At 72.2% G+C, this 17,747-nt stretch carries 8 protein-coding genes and 1 pseudogene; 2 read left to right on the plus strand and 7 right to left on the minus strand.

What is annotated here, in order from left to right:
- Positions 1-159 precede the first annotated feature (159 nt).
- Positions 160-1,440 carry a PucR family transcriptional regulator gene (locus CA983_RS08190; RefSeq protein ID WP_086600202.1) on the minus strand — a complete coding sequence of 427 codons (1,281 nt, stop codon included), beginning with the start codon at positions 1,438-1,440 and terminating at the stop codon, positions 160-162.
- Between the two features lie 119 nt (positions 1,441-1,559).
- Between CA983_RS08190 and CA983_RS46170 the strand changes: the two genes are divergently transcribed.
- Positions 1,560-1,817, plus strand: a complete 258-nt coding sequence (locus CA983_RS46170) for a hypothetical protein (protein ID WP_158101846.1) — start codon at positions 1,560-1,562, stop codon at positions 1,815-1,817.
- 307 nt (positions 1,818-2,124) lie between these two features.
- Here the strand turns inward: CA983_RS46170 and CA983_RS08200 are convergent.
- The 3 genes and pseudogenes from CA983_RS08200 to CA983_RS08210 form a co-directional block, all read right to left on the minus strand.
- Positions 2,125-3,729: pseudogene (locus CA983_RS08200) on the minus strand (helix-turn-helix transcriptional regulator); the annotation flags it as partial.
- A gap of 323 nt (positions 3,730-4,052) precedes the next feature.
- Complete coding sequence (gene bdeA, locus CA983_RS08205) at positions 4,053-4,982, minus strand: bis(hydroxyethyl) terephthalate hydrolase (protein WP_086600205.1); 930 nt, start codon at positions 4,980-4,982, stop codon at positions 4,053-4,055.
- A gap of 152 nt (positions 4,983-5,134) precedes the next feature.
- The gene (locus CA983_RS08210; protein ID WP_244206731.1) at positions 5,135-5,986 is read right to left on the minus strand and encodes an endonuclease/exonuclease/phosphatase family protein; all 852 of its coding nucleotides are present in this window, start codon (positions 5,984-5,986) and stop codon (positions 5,135-5,137) included.
- A gap of 384 nt (positions 5,987-6,370) precedes the next feature.
- Between CA983_RS08210 and CA983_RS08215 the strand changes: the two genes are divergently transcribed.
- Positions 6,371-7,063, plus strand: coding sequence for a hypothetical protein (locus CA983_RS08215; protein ID WP_086600207.1), 693 nt, complete (start codon positions 6,371-6,373; stop codon positions 7,061-7,063).
- Positions 7,064-7,930: 867 nt separating this feature from the next.
- Here CA983_RS08215 and CA983_RS08225 read toward each other — a convergent pair.
- The 3 genes from CA983_RS08225 to CA983_RS08235 form a co-directional block, all read right to left on the minus strand.
- Positions 7,931-9,136, minus strand: coding sequence for a glycoside hydrolase family 64 protein (locus CA983_RS08225; protein ID WP_086600208.1), 1,206 nt, complete (start codon positions 9,134-9,136; stop codon positions 7,931-7,933).
- A 194-nt stretch (positions 9,137-9,330) separates the two neighbouring features.
- Entirely contained in the window at positions 9,331-16,725 is a 7,395-nt protein-coding gene (locus tag CA983_RS08230) for a non-ribosomal peptide synthetase (RefSeq protein WP_086600209.1), read from the minus strand.
- On the minus strand, positions 16,722-17,747 hold a 1,026-nt coding region (locus CA983_RS08235), incomplete at its 5' end, for a phosphopantetheine-binding protein (protein WP_244206733.1). The genes CA983_RS08230 and CA983_RS08235, both read right to left, overlap by 4 nt.

Raw genomic sequence — 17,747 nt, forward strand, 5'->3', positions numbered from 1 at the left:
AGGTGCGCGTGCGGTGGTCGGCTCCGGAGCCTCGGTGCCGGTTGGTCCGGAAGCGCTGTGAGGTGGCACGGAGACGGTACGAGGCGTGCGCGTGACCCGGGCGCGGAAGCCGGTCGCGGTGACCCGCAGGCCGCTCGGCAGCGGCCCCCGGGATGTCGGTCAGCCGCGCGGCAGCCGGCGCGCCGTAAGGGCGAGGCCGATCTCCACCACGTCGAGCGGGCGCGCCAGGGAGCGGCCGATGAGCTGCTCGCAGCGGCGCAGCCGGTTCAGGACGGTGTTGCGGTGGCAGTAGAGGCGTTCACCTGCGCGCTGGGCGGAGCCCTCGCAGGCGAACCAGGCGGCCAGGGTGTCCAGCAGTACGTCCCGGTCGGCCGGATCCAGCCGCAGCAGGGGGCCGAGCACCTGCTCGGTGAGGGACGCCTCGAGCTCCGGGCAGGAGACGACCAGCGCCTCGGGCAGGTGCTCGGTGAGCCGCACCGTGCCGCCCTCGGGCGGGCAGATGCTCAGGGCCAGGTCGGCCAGGCGCCGGGCGTCGCCGACGGCCGCGAGCCCCGTCACGGCGCTGCCGACGCCGACGCGGTACCCGGCCGCACCGTCGGCGGGCAGGGCCAGGGCTGCCACGGCGTCGCGGTCGCCCTCGTCGCCGACCGGGACGATGCCGTAGTCCACTTCCGCTCCTGAGTGCCAGTACGCGCTCGTGCCGGGTAGGACGGTGGTGGCCCGGACGCCTGTGGAGTCCTGTGGCCGGCCGCCGGCGACCGCGACGACCACGTACCGGCCGTGCTCCGGCAGGCCGAGCTCCTCGGCGGTCTCCGGCAGGTCGGCGATCCGGCTCGTGCCGTCGAGGAGGGCCGCCGCCAGCAGCCGCACCCGGTTCTCGCGCCGCCACGCCTGCTGCCGTTCGGCTTGCCGGTAGGCGTCCGCCACGAGGGTGCAGTGCTCGTCGACGAAGTTCCACACGTCGGTGGCCACGTGCACCAGGAGCCGGACATCCTCGGGCTCCGAGCGGGAGGTCTCCTCGACCAGCCGCTGCCACACCAGGGACCCGCCCAGCCGGAACGCGTGCAGCAGGGCGTCCAGCGGCAGCCCCTGCTCGGCCCGGGCGACGCCGATCCGCCATGTGCAGCGGTGGGCGGCCTCGCGGGTGCCGCGCGGGTCGAGCAGCGAGGTCACGCTGTGCCGCAACGAGCGGTACACCTCCTGCCAGGTGCCTGCGTGGTCGTTCTCCAGCGCGCTCCGGTACGCCGGCTCCTGCTCGCGCAGGACCGCCAGCAGCCGGTCGGTCAGCTCCGGCAGGTCGTCGAGCAGGATGCGGGCCGCCCGGTGCAGGACGCGCAGCGCGTCGGCGTCGATCAGCGACCGGATGCGTCGTGTCCGCGGCCGCGGGACGGGCATCGGCCCGGTGCGGAACGTCGCGCGTGTGCGTGCGGCAGGATGCATCGCGGTCCTCCCCCAACTCCGGCTTCCCGGCAGTGCTCCGACGCCGGGCGGCCTCGGTGGCCTCCGGCGGGTGCGGTGCCCGTGCGGCCCTCGCCACCCAAATCGTCCTGCACCGAAGAATGGCATACCGTCCGGTCGGTCCCCAGAGTCGTGCGGCGGTCTTTTCCGGGCGGACCGCCGGGAACGCCTCCGGGCGGACCGCCGGGAACGCCTCCGGGCGGACCGCCGGGAACGCCTCCGGCCGGGACGCCGGGGACCTCGCCGGGCGGACCACCAGGAACGTCTCCGGGCAGAACGCCGAGAACGTCTTCGGGCAGGCCGCCGGAAGCGCCTCCAAGGCGGACCGTTGCCAAGATCCCCGCCCGGCAGACCGCTGAGGTCCCCTCCGGGCGGACCGCCGAGGACCCCTCCAGGCAGACCACTGAGATCCCCTCCAGGCGGACCGCCGAGGACCCCTCCAGGCAGACCACTGAGATCCCGCCCGGGCGGACCGGATTCCCCCCGGGCGGGCCGCCGGGACCTCCTCCGGGCAGGCCGCCGGGTCCCCTCCGGGCAGGCCGCCGGAAACGCCTCCAGGCAGACCGCCGAGATCCCCACCAGGCCGACCACCGGGATTCCGCCGGGCGGGTCGCCCGGACTCCTCCGTGCGGGCCGCTGAGGCAGGCCTCCCTCCCTGCCGAGGGCTCAGCGGCTCTCCTGGTCGACCAAGCGGGCCAGTTCCATGCGGGACCGCACACCCAGGGCGGCGAAGACATTGCGCAGGTGGTAGTCGACCGTGCGGGTGCTGACGGCCAGCCGCTGGGCCACCTCCCGGTTGGTGGCGCCCTCGGCCACGTACCGTACGATCCGCAGTTGCTGGGGCGTCAGCCGCGACAGCCCTCCCGCCGCCTCCGTCACGGACGCGGCTCCGTTGGCGCGCAGCTCGCCCCGCGCCTGGTCGGCCCAGGCGCCGGCGCCGCAGCGCTCGAAGCCGACCAGGGCGGCTCCGAGCCGGCTCCGGGCCTCGCGCAAGTGGCGCCGCCGCCGCAGCCACCGGCCGTAGAGGAGCTCGGTGCGGGCACGTTCGAAGTCGCCGCCCCTCTCGTCGTGCAGGGCCAGCGCCCGCAGGTAGAGGTCGCCGACGCGGTCATCGGGGGCGAGCAGGGCACGGCAGCGGGCGAGCTGGGCCGGTGCGTGCGGGTCGACACCGAAGGCCGCCCACTGGGCGAGGTCGGCGAGGACGGTACTCGCGTCCTGGGGGTGTCCGGCCAGCACCGCGGCCTCCACGTAGCAGGGGAGGGCCAGCATCCACACGGCGAAGTGGCCGCGCCGGGGGCCGGGCCCGACGAGCGGGCCGAGCCGGTCGTAGGCGTCCAGGGGACGTCCGCGGGCCAGGTCGGCGCGGGCGGTGGCCCACTCCGCGAGGGTCGCCGTCTGGGCCAGGCCGTGACGGCGTGCGGTGGTCAGGGCCACCGAGGCGTGGCGCGCGACCGTGGCGGTGTCCCCCTCGATCGAGGCCGCCAGGGCGAGCATCGCGTGGTGGCTCGCGGCCGTGTTGCGGTACCCGGCCGCCAACGCGGCCCGGACGCCCTCCTCGGCGTGGGTGCGTGCCTGCGCGTGGCAGCCGGCGCGCAGTTCGCCGTAGGCCAGGTACTCCAGGGCCCGGGCCTCGGCCGCGGGGCAGTCCGCGTCGCGGGCGGCCGCGAGGGCGCGGGCCCCGGCGGCGCGGGCCGCGTGGACGTCCCCGAGCAGCAGGGCCGCTGCCGCGGCCCGCAGCAGGCGGTCCGTCCGGCCGTCGGTGCGCGCCTGGTCCAGCACGCGCCGCAGCGGTCCGGCGGCGCGGTCAGGATGCCGGGCCAGCAGGGCTCGCATGCCGTCGCGATAGTCCCGCACGAATGCGTCGCGGGCCCACCGCGGCCCCGGCCCCGGCCCGCCGGGCGGCTCGGGCGGGCGACTCTCAGTCGGAGGAACAGTGACGTCCGTGGTGTCGGGCGATGGCGGGTGGTCGGTGTCTCGTCCGGTCGTCGAGGCACCGTCCTGGTCCGCGGAGGCCTTGGCGGGGACGGTGCCCAGTCCGGCGTACCCGCCTGCACGCCCCGGGGTGTCCGTGCCGTCGAGGGTGCTCAGACAGAGGGTGACGTCGCCCGTCGCCCATGCGGCGTCCGCGGCGGAGAGGCGGGCGACCTCGGCCCTGTCCGGGGCGTCGGCGGCCAGCAGGGACGCGGCCAGCAGCAGGGATGCGCGGGCGTCGCCCACCGGCCCGTCGAACAACTGCCGCCTCCCGCGCGCGAGTGCGGCACGGCCGCGGTCCGCGGCGGCCGGCTCGGCGCTGTCTCGTCCGTTCCGGCCCCCGATGGGGAGAGCCGTTCGCGCACGGCTTCCGTCTCCGTTCATTCCGGGGAGGTTACTTGCGCGTAGTGAAGACCGGAAGGCTGACGTCCGCGCATCCTCGCGCGCACATCTGCGGCTTCACCTGCGCGTTGGCCGGGCACGGGCGGTGGACGGACTGTGCCGGCGCCCAACGGCCGGTCGTCTCGGCCGTGCCCAGGCACGACACCGGCGGCGGAGGCGTCGCGCGCGTCCGCCGCTGGTCCCCCTCGCTGCCGCGGCTGCGCAACCCGGGACGCGGGGTGTCAGGAACCGTGCGGGCAGTTCCCCCGGTACTCCTCGATGGTCAGGCTCGGCCGGGGCAGCGGACACAGGAACTGCTCGTAGCGGGTGTCGTTGTCGATGAACCGCTTGAGCCAGGAAATGCTGTACTTCGCGATCGTCGTGTTCGACGAGTTGGGCGTGAAGTGCGTCGCCGAGTTCAGCTCCAGGTAGCCCCGGTCGAGCGAGGAGGACAGGCTCGAGTAGAAGGGTTCGGCGTGGGACGCGACGGGGGCGATGGTGTCTCCGTCGGCTCCGATGATCAGGGTGGGTGTGGTGACCTCGGGCCAGGTCTTGTCGAGGTTCCACGGGGTCAGCGGGATCGCCGCCTGGAGCCCGGGGCGCGACTTGGCGGCCTCCAGGCTGCCGCCGCCGCCCATCGAGTGGCCCATGACGCCGAGGCGGGAGGCGTCGACGCGGCCGCGCACCGAGCTGCGCTCGGTGAGGTGGTCCAGGGCGGCCAGGAGCTGACGTCCTCGGGAGTCGGGCTGGTCGACGGTGGTGAGCGTGTCGATGGTGAACACCACGAAGCCCTGCGAGGCCAGGCGCGGTCCCAGCCAGGCGATGGAGGACTCGTAGGCGGTGTAGCCGGGTGAGATGGCCACCGCGCCGAAGGTGCCGTCGCTGGTGCTCGTCGGGTAGTAGATGGTGCCGCCGCCGAATCCCGTGACGGACAGTGAGGAGACGGACGTCTGCGACACGGCGTACGGGCCGCGCAGCGCCTCGATGCTGGATGTGGTGGGGGCCGGGCCTCGCTCGTAGGGGTTGTCGGCGGCGTGGGCCCCCGGACCGGCCAGGGGCCCGAGGCCGACGAGGACGGCGAGCGCCGCGGCGGTGCCGGCCAGTCGCCCGGTCCGGCGCCGGAGGGAGCCGGAGGGACGGGTGGGTGAGTCGGTGTGGGGATGGAGTCGCACGACGAGTCGTCCTCTCTGTCATGGCGGCGACTCGTGCCACGGGCACGCGGGACCTGGGGAGTGCGCCGCGTGCCCGCGGTGGGCACCGCCATCGGGCTGGCCGTGCCACTCTCAGGGACCGGCACCCGCGCGCGGACCGGCAATGTCACCGGTCACCTCGAACTGCGGGGAGGCGCCCCGTTGTCCAGGCGTGGTCGCGAGGGACTCCAGGAAACCCTCTGACTCGAGGCCACGTCGGTGTGCAGCAGATGGTGGTCTGAGGACGCGGTGGGTTGCACGCGGTGCCTGAGCGGGGCGATGCCTCGCAGGAAGATGTAGTCGAACCTGAGGTGCCAGTCGGTGGTCGCCTCACAAGTGCCGGCGGGCGAGGGACGACACTGAGGGTCTGTATCCGCGGCCAGTGCCCATATCCGGGTGAGTTCGGGAGCATCCGGCACGGCGTTGAAATCGCCGAGAACGATGGCGCGGTCGTGCCGGGCTACTTCTGTCGCCAGTACCGCCGTCTGGTCCGCCCGGACTTCTTCCTGACGTCGTTGGGCGAGGTGTGTGTTGAAGACGCGCACCCGCTGGCCGCCCACCGTGGTCGTGACTGCCATGTACCCACGGTCCTCGGATCCGCCGTCGGGATATTCCACGTGGACGCGGTCCGACATCGGCGCCGCCGAGAGAATTGCCTGGCCGAAGGCCCCCGGACTCCACGGCAGTCCCCCGCAGCGTCCCCAGTCCTGAAGAACCATCCCGTACTCGACGTGGTAAACCAGCCCGTGAAGGCTCTCCAGATAGTCCCGGATCCTCTCGACGTCACGCACGCACGCTTCCTGCAGACCGATGACCTGCGGCGCGTACGCGGCGATCTCCGCCGCCCGGTCGACGTTGCTCACCTCGCAGGGATTGCAGATGTTCCATGTCATGACCCGGTTCGGTACGACATCCCTGACGGCAGCGATGGGCAGTGACCTGCCGAAGACCGCACCGCCTGGTGCGCTGGGGCCGACGAGCAGCATGCAGACCACGGTCATGGCGCCCGCGAGCAACCGCGTGGTCCTTCCGAACACCATCGCCTCCCAGTGTCCCCGCACATGGCATCTGACATCCCTCTGCACGAGGTTATGGGACGGGAGCGACAGCAGTACATGCTTCACCCACTTCGGGCCGCAGGCACGAACTCATATCCGCTTACTGCCGTGTTGGCACCCTGACACCACCACATCGAGGCCGACGGCGGGCGCCTGAGACAACTCGGTGCGAACACCCGGCTCCGCTTGTCCGTACTATCTCTACACGAAGGCACCCTGTGGCACGAGCGATGTCCTGCCAGGCCGGCCGAGACCTCGCCCCAGAGGAGCTTCACCCGCAGCACGGCCACACGCCGAGGAAAGGTCAGCACCATGCCCGAGACAACAACTCCCGCCACCGAACTGGCATCGCAGTACATCGCCCAGGTGACCGGCGACCTGGAGGCGAACCTCAAGGAGCAGGAACGGATCAGTGCGGACATCGCCGCACTGCAGGAGCAGCTCGCCGCCCTGCAGCGTGACCACACCGTGCTGGTGAACATGCGGCAGGCACTCGGCATCGAAGCGGCCACGATCGAAGCGGCCACGGCCGAGCCTGCTGCCGAGAATCAGAGCGCCACGGTGCCCTCGCCACGGCGGAAGAAGGCCGGCGCCACGCCCGAGGGGAAGCAGAAGGCACGCAAGTCCACCACCCGTCCGCGGAAGAAGGCAGCCGGAAAGCCCGAAGCCAAGGCCGCGGGTCCCGCGAAGGCAGCCGGAAAGCCCGAGGCCAAGGCCGCGGGTGCCACGCAGGCGGCCCAGACCACCCTGGTCGAACTCATTCGCCGGCACCTCGCCGAGCAGAAGGAACCACGCTCCGCTGCGGAGGTCTCCGCAGCGCTCAACCAGGCTCACCCCGATCGCGACATCGCGACCAAGGTCGTGCGCGTCACGCTCGAGGCTCTGGTCGCCAAGAGCCAGGCCGAACGCACCAAGCAGGGTCGGTCCGTCTTCTACACCACCCCCGCGTCGGAGACGACGGCTGCGCCCGACGCCGAGGCACAGCCGGAAAACGCCAGCAGCTGACGGCGCGTCATCAGTGTGGACGGCGCGCTGAATGACATCCCCGGCGATGCGGGGGGAGTCAGTGCGGCCGCGGCCAAGCCAGGCCGACGTGGCCTGCTTGCCGACGCAGGACGCGGTGGACGGCCGTCGGCGCCCCTGGGTGCCGACGGCGTCGCACAACTCGCTCTCGCTCACTGCCTGGCTCGTCGCCCCTCGCGGAGGCGGCGGGATCAGCTGCTGCGGGTGAACAGCTCGTCCTGGGTGGAGCCGGTGGTGCACAGCTTCTTTTCCTCGGTCGTCATCTTGCGGGACTTGACCACGACCGCGCTGTGCTTGCCGTCCGTGCCGCTCGGGGCCGGGCCGGTGATTGCCGGTTGTCTGCTGCATCACCTGGGCGCGGGAGATCCAGCCGACTTCTCCGGGCTCGACGGACGTTCACGGTGAACGAGCTCGTCTCCGTGTGCGAGCTCTGCCACGTGTAGTTGTACGTCGCGGTCACACTGGCCGTGCGGACGCCTTCGATGCCTCCGCCCACCGTGACCGAGCCGCCCACCGAGTGGGAGGAGCCCACGGTGTCGGCCCAGGACATCGACTGGGAGGCGGGCGAGCCGGTGCAGTTGTAGAGCAGTTCGGAGAGCCGGCGGGGCTCGCCGAGGTAAGCCCGGCCGGTGCGTGGGGAGTTGACGGTGCATTTGCCTTCCCCGGACCCACAGTCGGCCATGACCTGCTCCGCGGTGGGCTGTTCCTCGGCCGCGGCGGGCACGGGTGTCGCGACCACTCCCAGCGCGGTCGCCGTCAGCGCCAGCGTGCGGCTGCCGTACCGCAGTGTGCGGTTGCCGCCGGCACCGCGATTCGATGGCGGTGCCGGCGGCTGCGGGAGGAGCGTCGTCAGTTGAGGGGGTCGAGGGTGAGGTAGGCCTGGCGCGGGTTGCCGTCGTGCACGAGGGACTCGTGGTGGCCCACGTCGTCGAAAGCGAAGGCGTACGCCTTGCCGTCGGCCATCTGGGCGTGGATCTTGCGGGCGTAGTGGTTGGTGACGTTGTCCTTGTAGAAGGCGTCGGCGCTGGAGTCGGGCTGCTGGGGGTTGGTCAGCAGGGTGGAGCGGTTGAAGCCGGCGCACAGGGTGCGTGAGATCGGGCCGCGGACCTGGTCGTTCGGCGCGTCGAGCTTTCTGTGGCAGCCGAAGACCGAGGAGGCGTCCGGCTTTTCGAAGCTGGTGACGGTGGCGCCGGCGCTGTCGGTGAAGCGCATGACGTTGCCGGAGACCCGGCCGTAGTACCTGATGCCCGGCCGGTCGGCGAACGGGGTGACCGTCAGGGTGGAGGTGGAGTACTTCTGCCAGACGCGGTTGATGTAGTCGTCCATGACGGTGGGCGGCAGTGCGCCCGTCTCCAGGCCGTACAGCGGGGACAGGGCGCGCAGTACGGTGCCGTCGGGGCGGGTCTGGATCAGGTTGGCCCAGCCTCCGGGCTGTCCTCTGAGGGCGTTGAAGAAGCCCTGGTAGCCGCCGGGCTTGAGGCGGCCGGTGGACGCGGTGGTTCCGTCGGCCCGCTGCACTCCCACCGCGTACGGTGCGGAGAACATGTCGACCTGTGTGCTGTTGATCCACAGGCCCGCGTCGTTGAGGGTGTACTCCGACCAGTTGAACAGGATGTTCCGGTTGGGGTCGGCCGGGTTCTGTACGGCGGGCTGGACCAGGCCGCCGGTGGTGAGTCTGAACACCAGTTTCTGACCGTAGGAGAAGTAGACGCGGCCGGAGAACTTCGGCATGCGGATCGTTGTCGACTGGCCCGCGGCCGGACCCGGGATCGATGCGTCGGGGGCGGGAGTCGGCGGGTTGCCGCCCGCCGGCCAAGGATGGAACGTGCCGTTCGCGTCGGCCCAGCCCTGCCGTCCGGTCGACAGTTCGGTGCCGAGGTTGTAGATGTACACCTGCTCGCCGCGGGCCGAGTTGTTGGTGATCTTCAGGGGGATCGTCGCCGGGACGGCGGCGTGGGTCGGCGTACTCGCTCCGGTCACGAGAAGTGAGCTGGTCAGGGCCGTCGCGAGGGACAGCCCGACAGCCGTGAGACTGCGTCTGAGAGTGCGTAACATGCTCTGTCTCCGTTCGACATGTGGCCGATCCGGGAAGGGGTGAGAGCGCTCTCAGAGCGTGCCGCGTTGGTCCGGACCTGTCAATGTGCCGGGACGGATGACCAGTTGTGCGTCCCAGGGTCCGGCGTGCGTCCCAGGGTCCGGCGTGGCTGTCCGTGACGCCGACCGCCTGGGGGCGGCGTCACGGACAGGGCTCAGTGCCCGAGTGCCCGGTCGGTCTCCTCGCGCAGGAGGTCGACGTAGTCGCCGGTCCAGGCCTCGATCGTGGAGCGGTCCCACAGGTCGGCCGAGTACTCGACGAAGCCCTTCAGTTCGTCACCGGCCGGGACGAGACCGAAGGTGAGCAACGTGCGGGACGCGGCGGGGGCCAGGTCCTCGACGGCCGTGGTCAGGCCGGGCAGTTCCACCTCGGCGTCCAGGGAGCTCTGGTATGCGAAGCCGACGTCCAGCCGGTCCGGCACCTCGACGCCCGTGCGCTCCTGCAACGCGGGGGCGATCCGGCGCACCGGCATGGCCTGGTCCATGCACTCCACCGCCGTACGGGCGACGCGGTCCGTCAGGACGGCGAACGGACCGGCCGCGCCGCCCCGCACCGGCAGCGCGAAACCGGAGATCGTGCAGGCCAGCAGGGATTCGAACGCGCGGCGCTCACGATTGGCGTAGGAGATGTTGAACACCACGTCGGCCTGCCCGGACTTCTGCGCGAGCAGCCGGCCCAGGGCGGCCGCGGTGACCACGAACGGCGTCGTGCCCCGCTGCCGCGCGAGACGTTCGACGGCAGAGCGCACCTCGGCGGGGACGGTGAACATCACGGCGCCGCCCCGGCCGCTCGGCTGCTCGGGCCGGGGCCGGTCCAGGGGCAGGCCGACCGTGAACGGCACGCCGTCGAGCTCGCGCAGCCAGAAGTCCAGCTTGCGTTCGTCGCTGGACCCGTCGGCCTGTTCCCGCTGCCAACGGGCGTACTGGGCCGGCTGGCACTGCACGGGCGGCAGGGTGTGGGGCTCTCCCCGCAGTGCGGAGCCGTAGAGCGCGGCCAGTTCCTTCAGCAGCAGGCTGACGGACCACCCGTCGCAGGCGGAGTGGTGCAGGACGAGGAGCAGCACCCAGGTGCGCTCGCCGGTGCGCAGCAGCCGCAGGGACATCGGTGTGCCGCGGGTGGGGTCGACGGGGGTTTCGGCGGCCCGGGTGCTCGCCTGGTCCAGGGCTCGTTGCCGCTCGTGCTCGGGGCGTGCGGTGAGGTCCTCCTGCGGCAGCTGAACCGGGCCGGGGCGCAGTATCTCCTGCTCCCAGCCGTTCCCGCTGCGGGCCAGTCGGGTCCGCAGTCCCTCGTGCCGTTCGACGAGCTGGGTCAGGGCGGTGCGCAGGGCCGCGATGTCCAGCTCTCCGGAGAGGGTGATCCGCAGGGCGACGTTGAAGACCTGCGGGAGGGGGTGTTCGGCGTGCACCGTGGCGAAGCGGGACTGCTGGGCGGTGGCGGGTGCCCTGCGCTCCACCGTGCCGGGGCCGTCGGCCTCGGTCGCGATCTCCGTCTCGGTCGCCATCTCCGTCTCGGTCGCGATCTCGGTCTCCGTCTCGGTCGCGATCTCCGTCTCGATCTCGGTCTCGGCCGACGGGCTCGGCGTCGTCCCCGCGCGCGTTCCGGCCAGGTGGGTCGTCATGGCCCCCAGCGTCGGCTCCTGGTAGAAGCTCAGCATCGGATACTCGGTGCCGAACTCCTCCCGGACCTGGTTGACCAGCCGCATCGCGGTGATCGAGTGGCCGCCCAGGTCGAAGAAGGAGGTGTCGGCCGTGACGGTGTCGGCGTCGATGCCGAACTCGGCTGCCCACAGGCGTCGTACGCGCCGTTCGATGTCAGCGCGGCGGCCGGACGCCCGGTCCCCGCCGGAGCCGCTCTGCCTGCGGCCCGGTGCCGTGGTGACGAGGTCGGGCGCCGGCAGCGCCGTGCGGTCCAGCTTGCCGTTGCCCGTCAGGGGCAGGGCGGTCGGGATCCGCCAGGCACGCGGCACCAGGTACTCCGGGAGCCGGGCGGCCAGTTCCTCGGCCAGGAGGTCGGCGAACGCCTGCCGGTCGTCGGTTGAGGCACCGACCGGGTCGGCGGGGACGGCGTAGACCGCCAGATACGCCTCTCCCCGGTCGTTGCGGCGGGCCAGCACGGCCGCCTCGCGCACGCCGTCCAGGGCGTTGAGCACGCGGGAGACCTCCTCCGGCTCGACCCGGAAGCCACGGATCTTGACCTGGTCGTCGGCACGGCCGCGGAACTCAAGTTTTCCGTCGCCGTTCCAGCGGACCAGGTCGCCGGTGCGGTACCTGCGGGCGTCCGGGCCACCGTCGGGGTCCGGCAGGAAACGTTCCTCGGTGAGTTCGGGGCGGTGCAGATAGCCGCGCGCGACCCCGGGGCCGCCGACGTACAACTCCCCCGTCGTGCCCACGGGCACCGGTCTGCCGGCGGTGTCGAGCACGCTCAGCGTCACGTTGTCGACCGGACGCCCCAGCGCGATGGGACGGGCGGGTTCCTGCTCCCGCGGGGACACGGTCTCGGTGGTGCACAGGACGGTGACCTCGGTGGGTCCGTACACGTTCACCGTCTCGTACGGCGCCTCGGGCCGCGGGCGGGTGCGCAGGACGTCGCCACCGAGCAGCAGGTGACGCAGTGGTGGCTGATCTGCCGGGGGCAGGCGGAGTACTTGTTCGCCCAGGGCGGTCGGGAGGATCGAGAAGGTGACGCCCTGCTCGGTGTACCACCGGGCCAGGGCGAGCGGATCCCTACGCAGTTCCTCGCCGGCGATCGTGACCGACGCTCCCGCGGTCAGCGCCGGCCAGATCTCCAGGACCGAGGCGTCGAAGCTCTGGCTGCACACCACGGCGCTGCGGTCGGCCGGGGTGAAGGCGAAGCGCCGGTGCTGCCACTCACACAGGTCGACCACACCGCGGTGCGTCAGCACGACCCCCTTGGGGGTGCCGGTGCTGCCCGAGGTGTACAGGACGCAGCACGCGGACCGGGTATCGAGGGCGGGCGTGGTGGCGTGCGGGGCGGTGCGGCCGGTCGCGTCCGCCGGTACGACAGTCACGTGCCCGGGCAGGTTCAGCGCGGCTGCCTCGTCGTACGTGGACACCACAGTGCGGGCCCCGCACTCGGCGATGATCTGCTCGGCGCGTGCCCGCCCCAGGGACGGGTCGAGCGGCACATAGCCGCGGCCCGCCTTGAGCGCGGCGAGCATGGCGACGACGAGGTCGGCGGAGCGTGGCAGCCACAGGGCCACCACGTCGGCGTCGTCGTCGGTTGTGGTCTGCCGCTCGCGCAGGACTGCTGCCAATTGCCCGGCGCGCGCGTCCAGTTCGCGGTACGTGAGGCGGCTGTCGCCGCTGATCACGGCCGTACTGTCCGGTCGCGCGGCTGCCTGCCGGGCGACGAGAGCGTGGACGGTCGTGTCCGCGGGCGGGCGCGCCGGGCCGCGTTGCCAGGACCGCGGTACGGGCTCCCCATCGGCGGCGGTCTCGACGGCGGCCGGGGCGAGCCGCGACAGGGGCGCCTCGGGAGTGTCGACCGCGGCGGTGAGCAGGTCCCGGAAGGTGGCGAAGAACCCCTCGACGGTGTGCTGGTCGAACAGGTCGGTGTTGTACTCCAGATGGCAGCGGATGCCCTGCGGCTGGTCGGTGAAGTAGACGGTGAGGTCCGTCAGCGCCTTGTCCGGACCCACGTCGAGGGGTGTGGCCTCGATACCGGGCAGGTCGAAACGGAAGGGTTCCGCACGCTGGAACTCGGCGAACGTCTGGAACACCGGCGTCCGGTCGACCGCACGGACCGGGGCGAGTTCCCGCACGACCTTCTCGAACGGCACGCGCGCGTGGTCGTACGCGTCGAGGGCAACCGAGCGCACGCGGTCCAGCAGCGTGGTGAACTCCGGGTCGCCGGACAGGTCGAAGCGCAGCGCGAGGGTGTTCACGAAGAACCCGAGCACGTGCTCGGCCCGCTCGGGCCGGTCCGAGATCGGGGTGCCGACGACGATGTCCGTCTGCCCGGTGATCCTGTGCAGCATCGCCGCGTACCCGGCGAGCAGCGTCATGAACAGGGTGCTGCGGCGGTTCCGGCTCAACTCGCGCAGCCTGCGGGAGAGTTCGGGGTCGAGCGTGTGAAATGCCGCCCGGCCGTTGGACGTCATCGGCGACGGGCGCGGCCGGTCGGTGGGCAGGGCGAGGACGGGCAGATCGCCGCCGAGGGCGCGGCGCCAGTGAGCCAGGTCCGCTTCGGCCTCGGGGCTGTTCGCCGACGCCGCCTGTTCCCTCGCGTGCTGGGCACAGCTCCAGTCGAGGGCCGGAAGGCCGGCGGTGGTGCCGTCGCGTTCGGCCCGGTAGAGGGCGGACAGGTCGCGGGCGAGGATGGTTGCCGAGGCCGCGTCGACCACGATGTGGTGCAGGGACAGGACGAGGACGTGCTCCGCCTCGGCGAGCCTGACGAGCCGGGTGACGAACAGCGGGCCTTCCGCCAGGTCGAAGCGGCGAGCGCTCTCGGCCGCAAGGATGTCCTGGAGGATGGTCCGGGGGTTGCCGGTGCCGTCCACGACCTCGAAGTCGGGCTCGGCGGATGCCCGTACCAGCTGACGCGGCTCACCGCCGGTCTCCCGGAACACGGTGCGCAGGCCCTCGTGCCGGGCGACGAGGCCGCGGAGTGCCGCGCGCAGGGCGGGTACGTCGAGGGGGCCGTCGAGACGGACCGCCTTGACCTCGTTGTAGGCGGTACGCCCCGGGAGCAGGCGCTCCAGGAACCAGATCCGCTCCTGACCGGGCGACAAGGGGGCGTCAGTGGAGGCGGGGTCTGCAGTGGACGGCCGGCGGTAGTGGCGCCGCAGTGCGTCCAGGCGGGGAAGGCCCGAGCGCAGCTCGTCGGGTGCGACACCGAAGTCGACGAGCGCCACGACCTCATCGGCACCCGCCGCGGTCACCGCGTCCACGACCGGGCGGACACTGTCCACCGTGCCGATCAGGGCGCGCTGGTCGCAGTAGCGGCCGTAGGCGCGGCGGAACACGGCCTCCAGATCGTCCTCGCTGAGCGCGGCCAGATCGACGCTGTGCCCGAGGCTGTTGGTGACGCCGCTGAACAGGGACAGGGACGCGCGCATGTAGCGGGAGAGGGGTTCGTACGCCTCCGTCCTCGCGGTGTCGTGGTCCTCCGCGAGGTAGGTGTGCAGCAGGACGGCCACCCGCCCGGCGTCCGGGTCCAGGCCGTGCCGGGCCCGTGCACTCCGGTAGCGGGCGATGTTCTCCCGGAGCTGTTCGACGCTCTGGGTCATCAGGTTGGTGACGATGCCCAGGCCGTGCCGGGCGGCCAGTTCGTACGAGGCGGGGTTGCCGACCACCGCGGTGTACATGGGCGGATCGTCCTGCACCGGCCGTGGGAAGAGACGCAGGTCGGCGCTCTCGCCGTCACCGGTGGTGCGGCGCACCGCCTCCCCGCGCCAGAACCTGCGCACCTCCTCCAGCTGTTCGAACATCAGCTCCTTGTGCCGGCCGAAACGGTCCGGGAAGAAGGCGAAGTCCTTGGAGCTCCAGCCGCTGGCGACACCGATACCGACGCGCCCGCCGGAGAGGTTGTCGACCATCGACCACTCCTCCGCGACGCGGATGGGGTCGTGGAGGGGCAGGACGACGGAGCCGGCGTTGAGACGGATGCGCTCGGTCTCGCGGGACAGCGCGGCCGCGAGCACCGCCGGGTTGGGGAACAGGCCGCCGAAGGAGTGGAAGTGGCGCTCGGGCATCCACAGCGCATGAAAACCGTGCCGGTCGGCGAACCGGGCGACCTCCATCAGGAGTTCGTACTGGCCGTGTCGGGGCGCCGAGGCGTCCTGTGGGTAGTCGCCGAAGAAGTAGACGCTGAAGTCGGGGACCCGCTGGGCGATGTCCTTCACCGGTGCCGTTGCCGGGGCGGCAACCGCCGCGGCGTTCCACGCCATGGACGCCACAGGCGCGGCAGGCACCGGCGCGGTCGGTGCCGGCGCGGTCGGTGCCGGTGCGGTCGGTGCCGGTGCCGGGGGTGTGGCCTTCGGCGCCACGGACCGCCCGCCCGGGAAGAACCCCGCCGACCGCAGCTCGCGCAGCGAGTCCCGTACGGCGTCGGCCACGAACTCGATGTCGCCGTCCGAGTGGGCCGTGGACAGGAAGAAGTTGCGCCACTCCCAGACGTGCACGCCGCGCAGCATCAGGTGGTGGTAGAGGAGCTCCATGTCGGCCCGGTGCTCGAAGCGGAACTGGGAGCCGAAGTGGGTCATCCGCAGCGGGTACTCCTCGGCCTCGAAGAAGCCGTTGAGTGTCGCGGCGAGTTCCGCGGTACGCGCGTTCAGTCGCTCCTGGAAGTGCGGACTGTGCTCCTTGAGGTGGGTGAGGACGGCGCGGGCGGCGACCATCGACACCGGGTGCTGGATGTACGTACCGCCGAAGAACGTCGTGTCGGCGGGCGGGTAACTGTCGTCGCCGTACGACCAGTAGCCGCCGTCGACGCCGTCCATGATGTCGGCGCGGCCCGCGATGGCACCGATGGGAAAGCCGCCGCCGAGGAGCTTGCCGTAGGTGGCGAGGTCCGGGGTCACGCCGTACAGCTCCTGCGCGCCGCGCAGGGCCGGGCGGAAACCGGTCAGCATCTCGTCGAAGAGCAGCACGATGCCGTGGCGGCGGGTCAGCTCCCGCAACCTGCGTACGAACTCGGCTGGTTGGAGCGAGGGGTGCCTGCTCTGCACCGGCTCCACGACGACCGCCGCGATGTCGTCGGCGTGCCGGGTGATCGCCTCCAGGGCGGTGTCGCTGCCGTATTCGAGGACCAGCAGATCCGAGACGGCGGCCTGCGGGATGCCCCGGGAGACGGGCACGGTGATCTGTTCGGCGCCGCTGCCCGAGGCGCGGCCGAGGACGTTGTCGGCGTGCCCGTGGTACGCGCCCAGGAAGGTGACGATCTTGTCGCGGCCGGTGGCGGCGCGGGCCAGGCGGATGGCCGCCGAGTTCGCCTCCGTGCCGGAGTTGGCGAAGGCCACCCGCTCCAGGCCGGTGAGTTCGGCGAGGAGTTCGGCCGCCTCGCCGGTCTCCACGGTGCGGGGGCCGAGCTGGATACCGCGGGACAGGTGCTCGCGCACGGCCTCGGTGACGAAGTCCGGCTCGTGGCCGAAGAGGAGGACGCCGAAGCCCATGGTGATGTCGACGTACTCGTTGCCGTCGACGTCCTCCAGCCGCGCCCCACTCGCCCGGCGGCCCGCGATCGGGTACAGCATCTCCTTCGTGCCGCTGCGGAAGCCGACGACGGCACGGCTGTCGGCCAGGACTCGGCGGTAGCGCTGGGCGATCTGCTTGGAGGTGGGGGTCCTGGCGGTGTAGCGGCGTACGAGGTCGTCCAGATGCTCCTGCTGGGTGTGCGGGGAGGCGTCCCGCACCATGCCGGAGTTTCTCGCGACCGACACGCGGGGGCCGTGGGCGCGCGCCGGTTCCGGGGACCGCTGATCCGGGTCGGGAGTTCCTTCGCCGATCTGTTCGGTGATCCGCTGGGAGAGTTCCTCCATCGCCGCCAGGTCACGGTCCAGTTCGGCGGATATGCCATTCAGCCCGCTCACTTGGTCACCCTGCCGTTGAGCCGGTCCGTCACCGAGGCCGTCTGGAGCGCGAGCAGCTGGGAGAGCTGGGACATCATCTGGAGCTGTATCCGGGACATCTGCTGGATCTTGTGGGCCAGGTCCTCCAGCTCCTCGCGGGTCGCGTACTCCGGGGCCGGGGCGCCGGCGGCGGCCGGGGCGGGTACGGGAGTCGTGGCGGGCGCGGGCGCGGGCGCAGGCGCAGGCGCAGGCGCAGGCGCAGGCGCAGGCGCAGGCGGGGCAGCCTCAGGCTCGGGTTCGGGTTCGAGTTCGGCAGCGGCGCGTGGTTGCGATGCGCCCGCCTCCGTGGTGCCCACCGCCGTGATGCCCGCGTCCGGCATACGCGCCACGATGAACTCCGCGAGCCGTCGCGGCGTGCCCGTCTCCTCCAGCAACTGCCGCATGGTGACCTTGACCTGGTGCTCCTGCTCCAGTTCGCGCAGCACGCTGATCATCTGCAACGAGTCGGCGCCGAGGTCGAAGAAGTTCGCGTCGCCGGCGATCGCCGACGGATCCTCGCCGAGATGCCGGGCGGTCGCCTCGACGACGCTGTGCAGTACTCGTGCGACCGCTGCCTCTTGCTGAACCACTTCGGCTCCCTTGCTCGCTGATGTTCCCGTGCTGCGGACCGTCGGCGCCGGCCCCGTCCAGTGGTCCTGGTGCTGGAATCGGTATCCGGGCAGCGGGATGCGTCGACCGCCGCTGCCGGCCAGGAGCGTCTCCCAGGCGACGTCCGCTCCCACGCAGTGCAGCCCCACGGCCGCATCCCAGAGGGCACCGAGCCCGGTGCCACGCCGCAGGGACGGCAGGGCCCGTACGTCGGGCAGTGCCCGGCGCGCCAGACCGCTGAGGGTGGTGTGCGGCCCGATCTCCAGCAGTACGTCGGGCCGCTCGGCGCCGATGCCGCGCAACGCCTCGTCGAAGCGGACGGGCTCGCGGGTGTGCCGTAGGAAGTGCTCCGGGTCGGGGATCCAGCCGGGCGGGCGGGTCACACCGTCCAGGGC

It is taken from the genome of Streptomyces swartbergensis (genome assembly GCF_002148965.1).
GTDB classification, from domain to species: Bacteria; Actinomycetota; Actinomycetes; order Streptomycetales; family Streptomycetaceae; genus Streptomyces; species Streptomyces swartbergensis.

Excerpts from the sequence above, each read along its gene's own strand:
- CA983_RS08190 (WP_086600202.1), bottom strand. The coding sequence starts at position 1,440 with ATGCATCCTGCCGCACGCACACGCGCGACGTTCCGCACCGGGCCGATG.
- CA983_RS46170 (WP_158101846.1), top strand. The coding sequence starts at position 1,560 with ATGGCATACCGTCCGGTCGGTCCCCAGAGTCGTGCGGCGGTCTTTTCC.
- CA983_RS08210 (WP_244206731.1), bottom strand. The coding sequence starts at position 5,986 with ATGCTGCTCGTCGGCCCCAGCGCACCAGGCGGTGCGGTCTTCGGCAGG.
- CA983_RS08215 (WP_086600207.1), top strand. The coding sequence starts at position 6,371 with ATGCCCGAGACAACAACTCCCGCCACCGAACTGGCATCGCAGTACATC.
- CA983_RS08225 (WP_086600208.1), bottom strand. The coding sequence starts at position 9,136 with ATGTTACGCACTCTCAGACGCAGTCTCACGGCTGTCGGGCTGTCCCTC.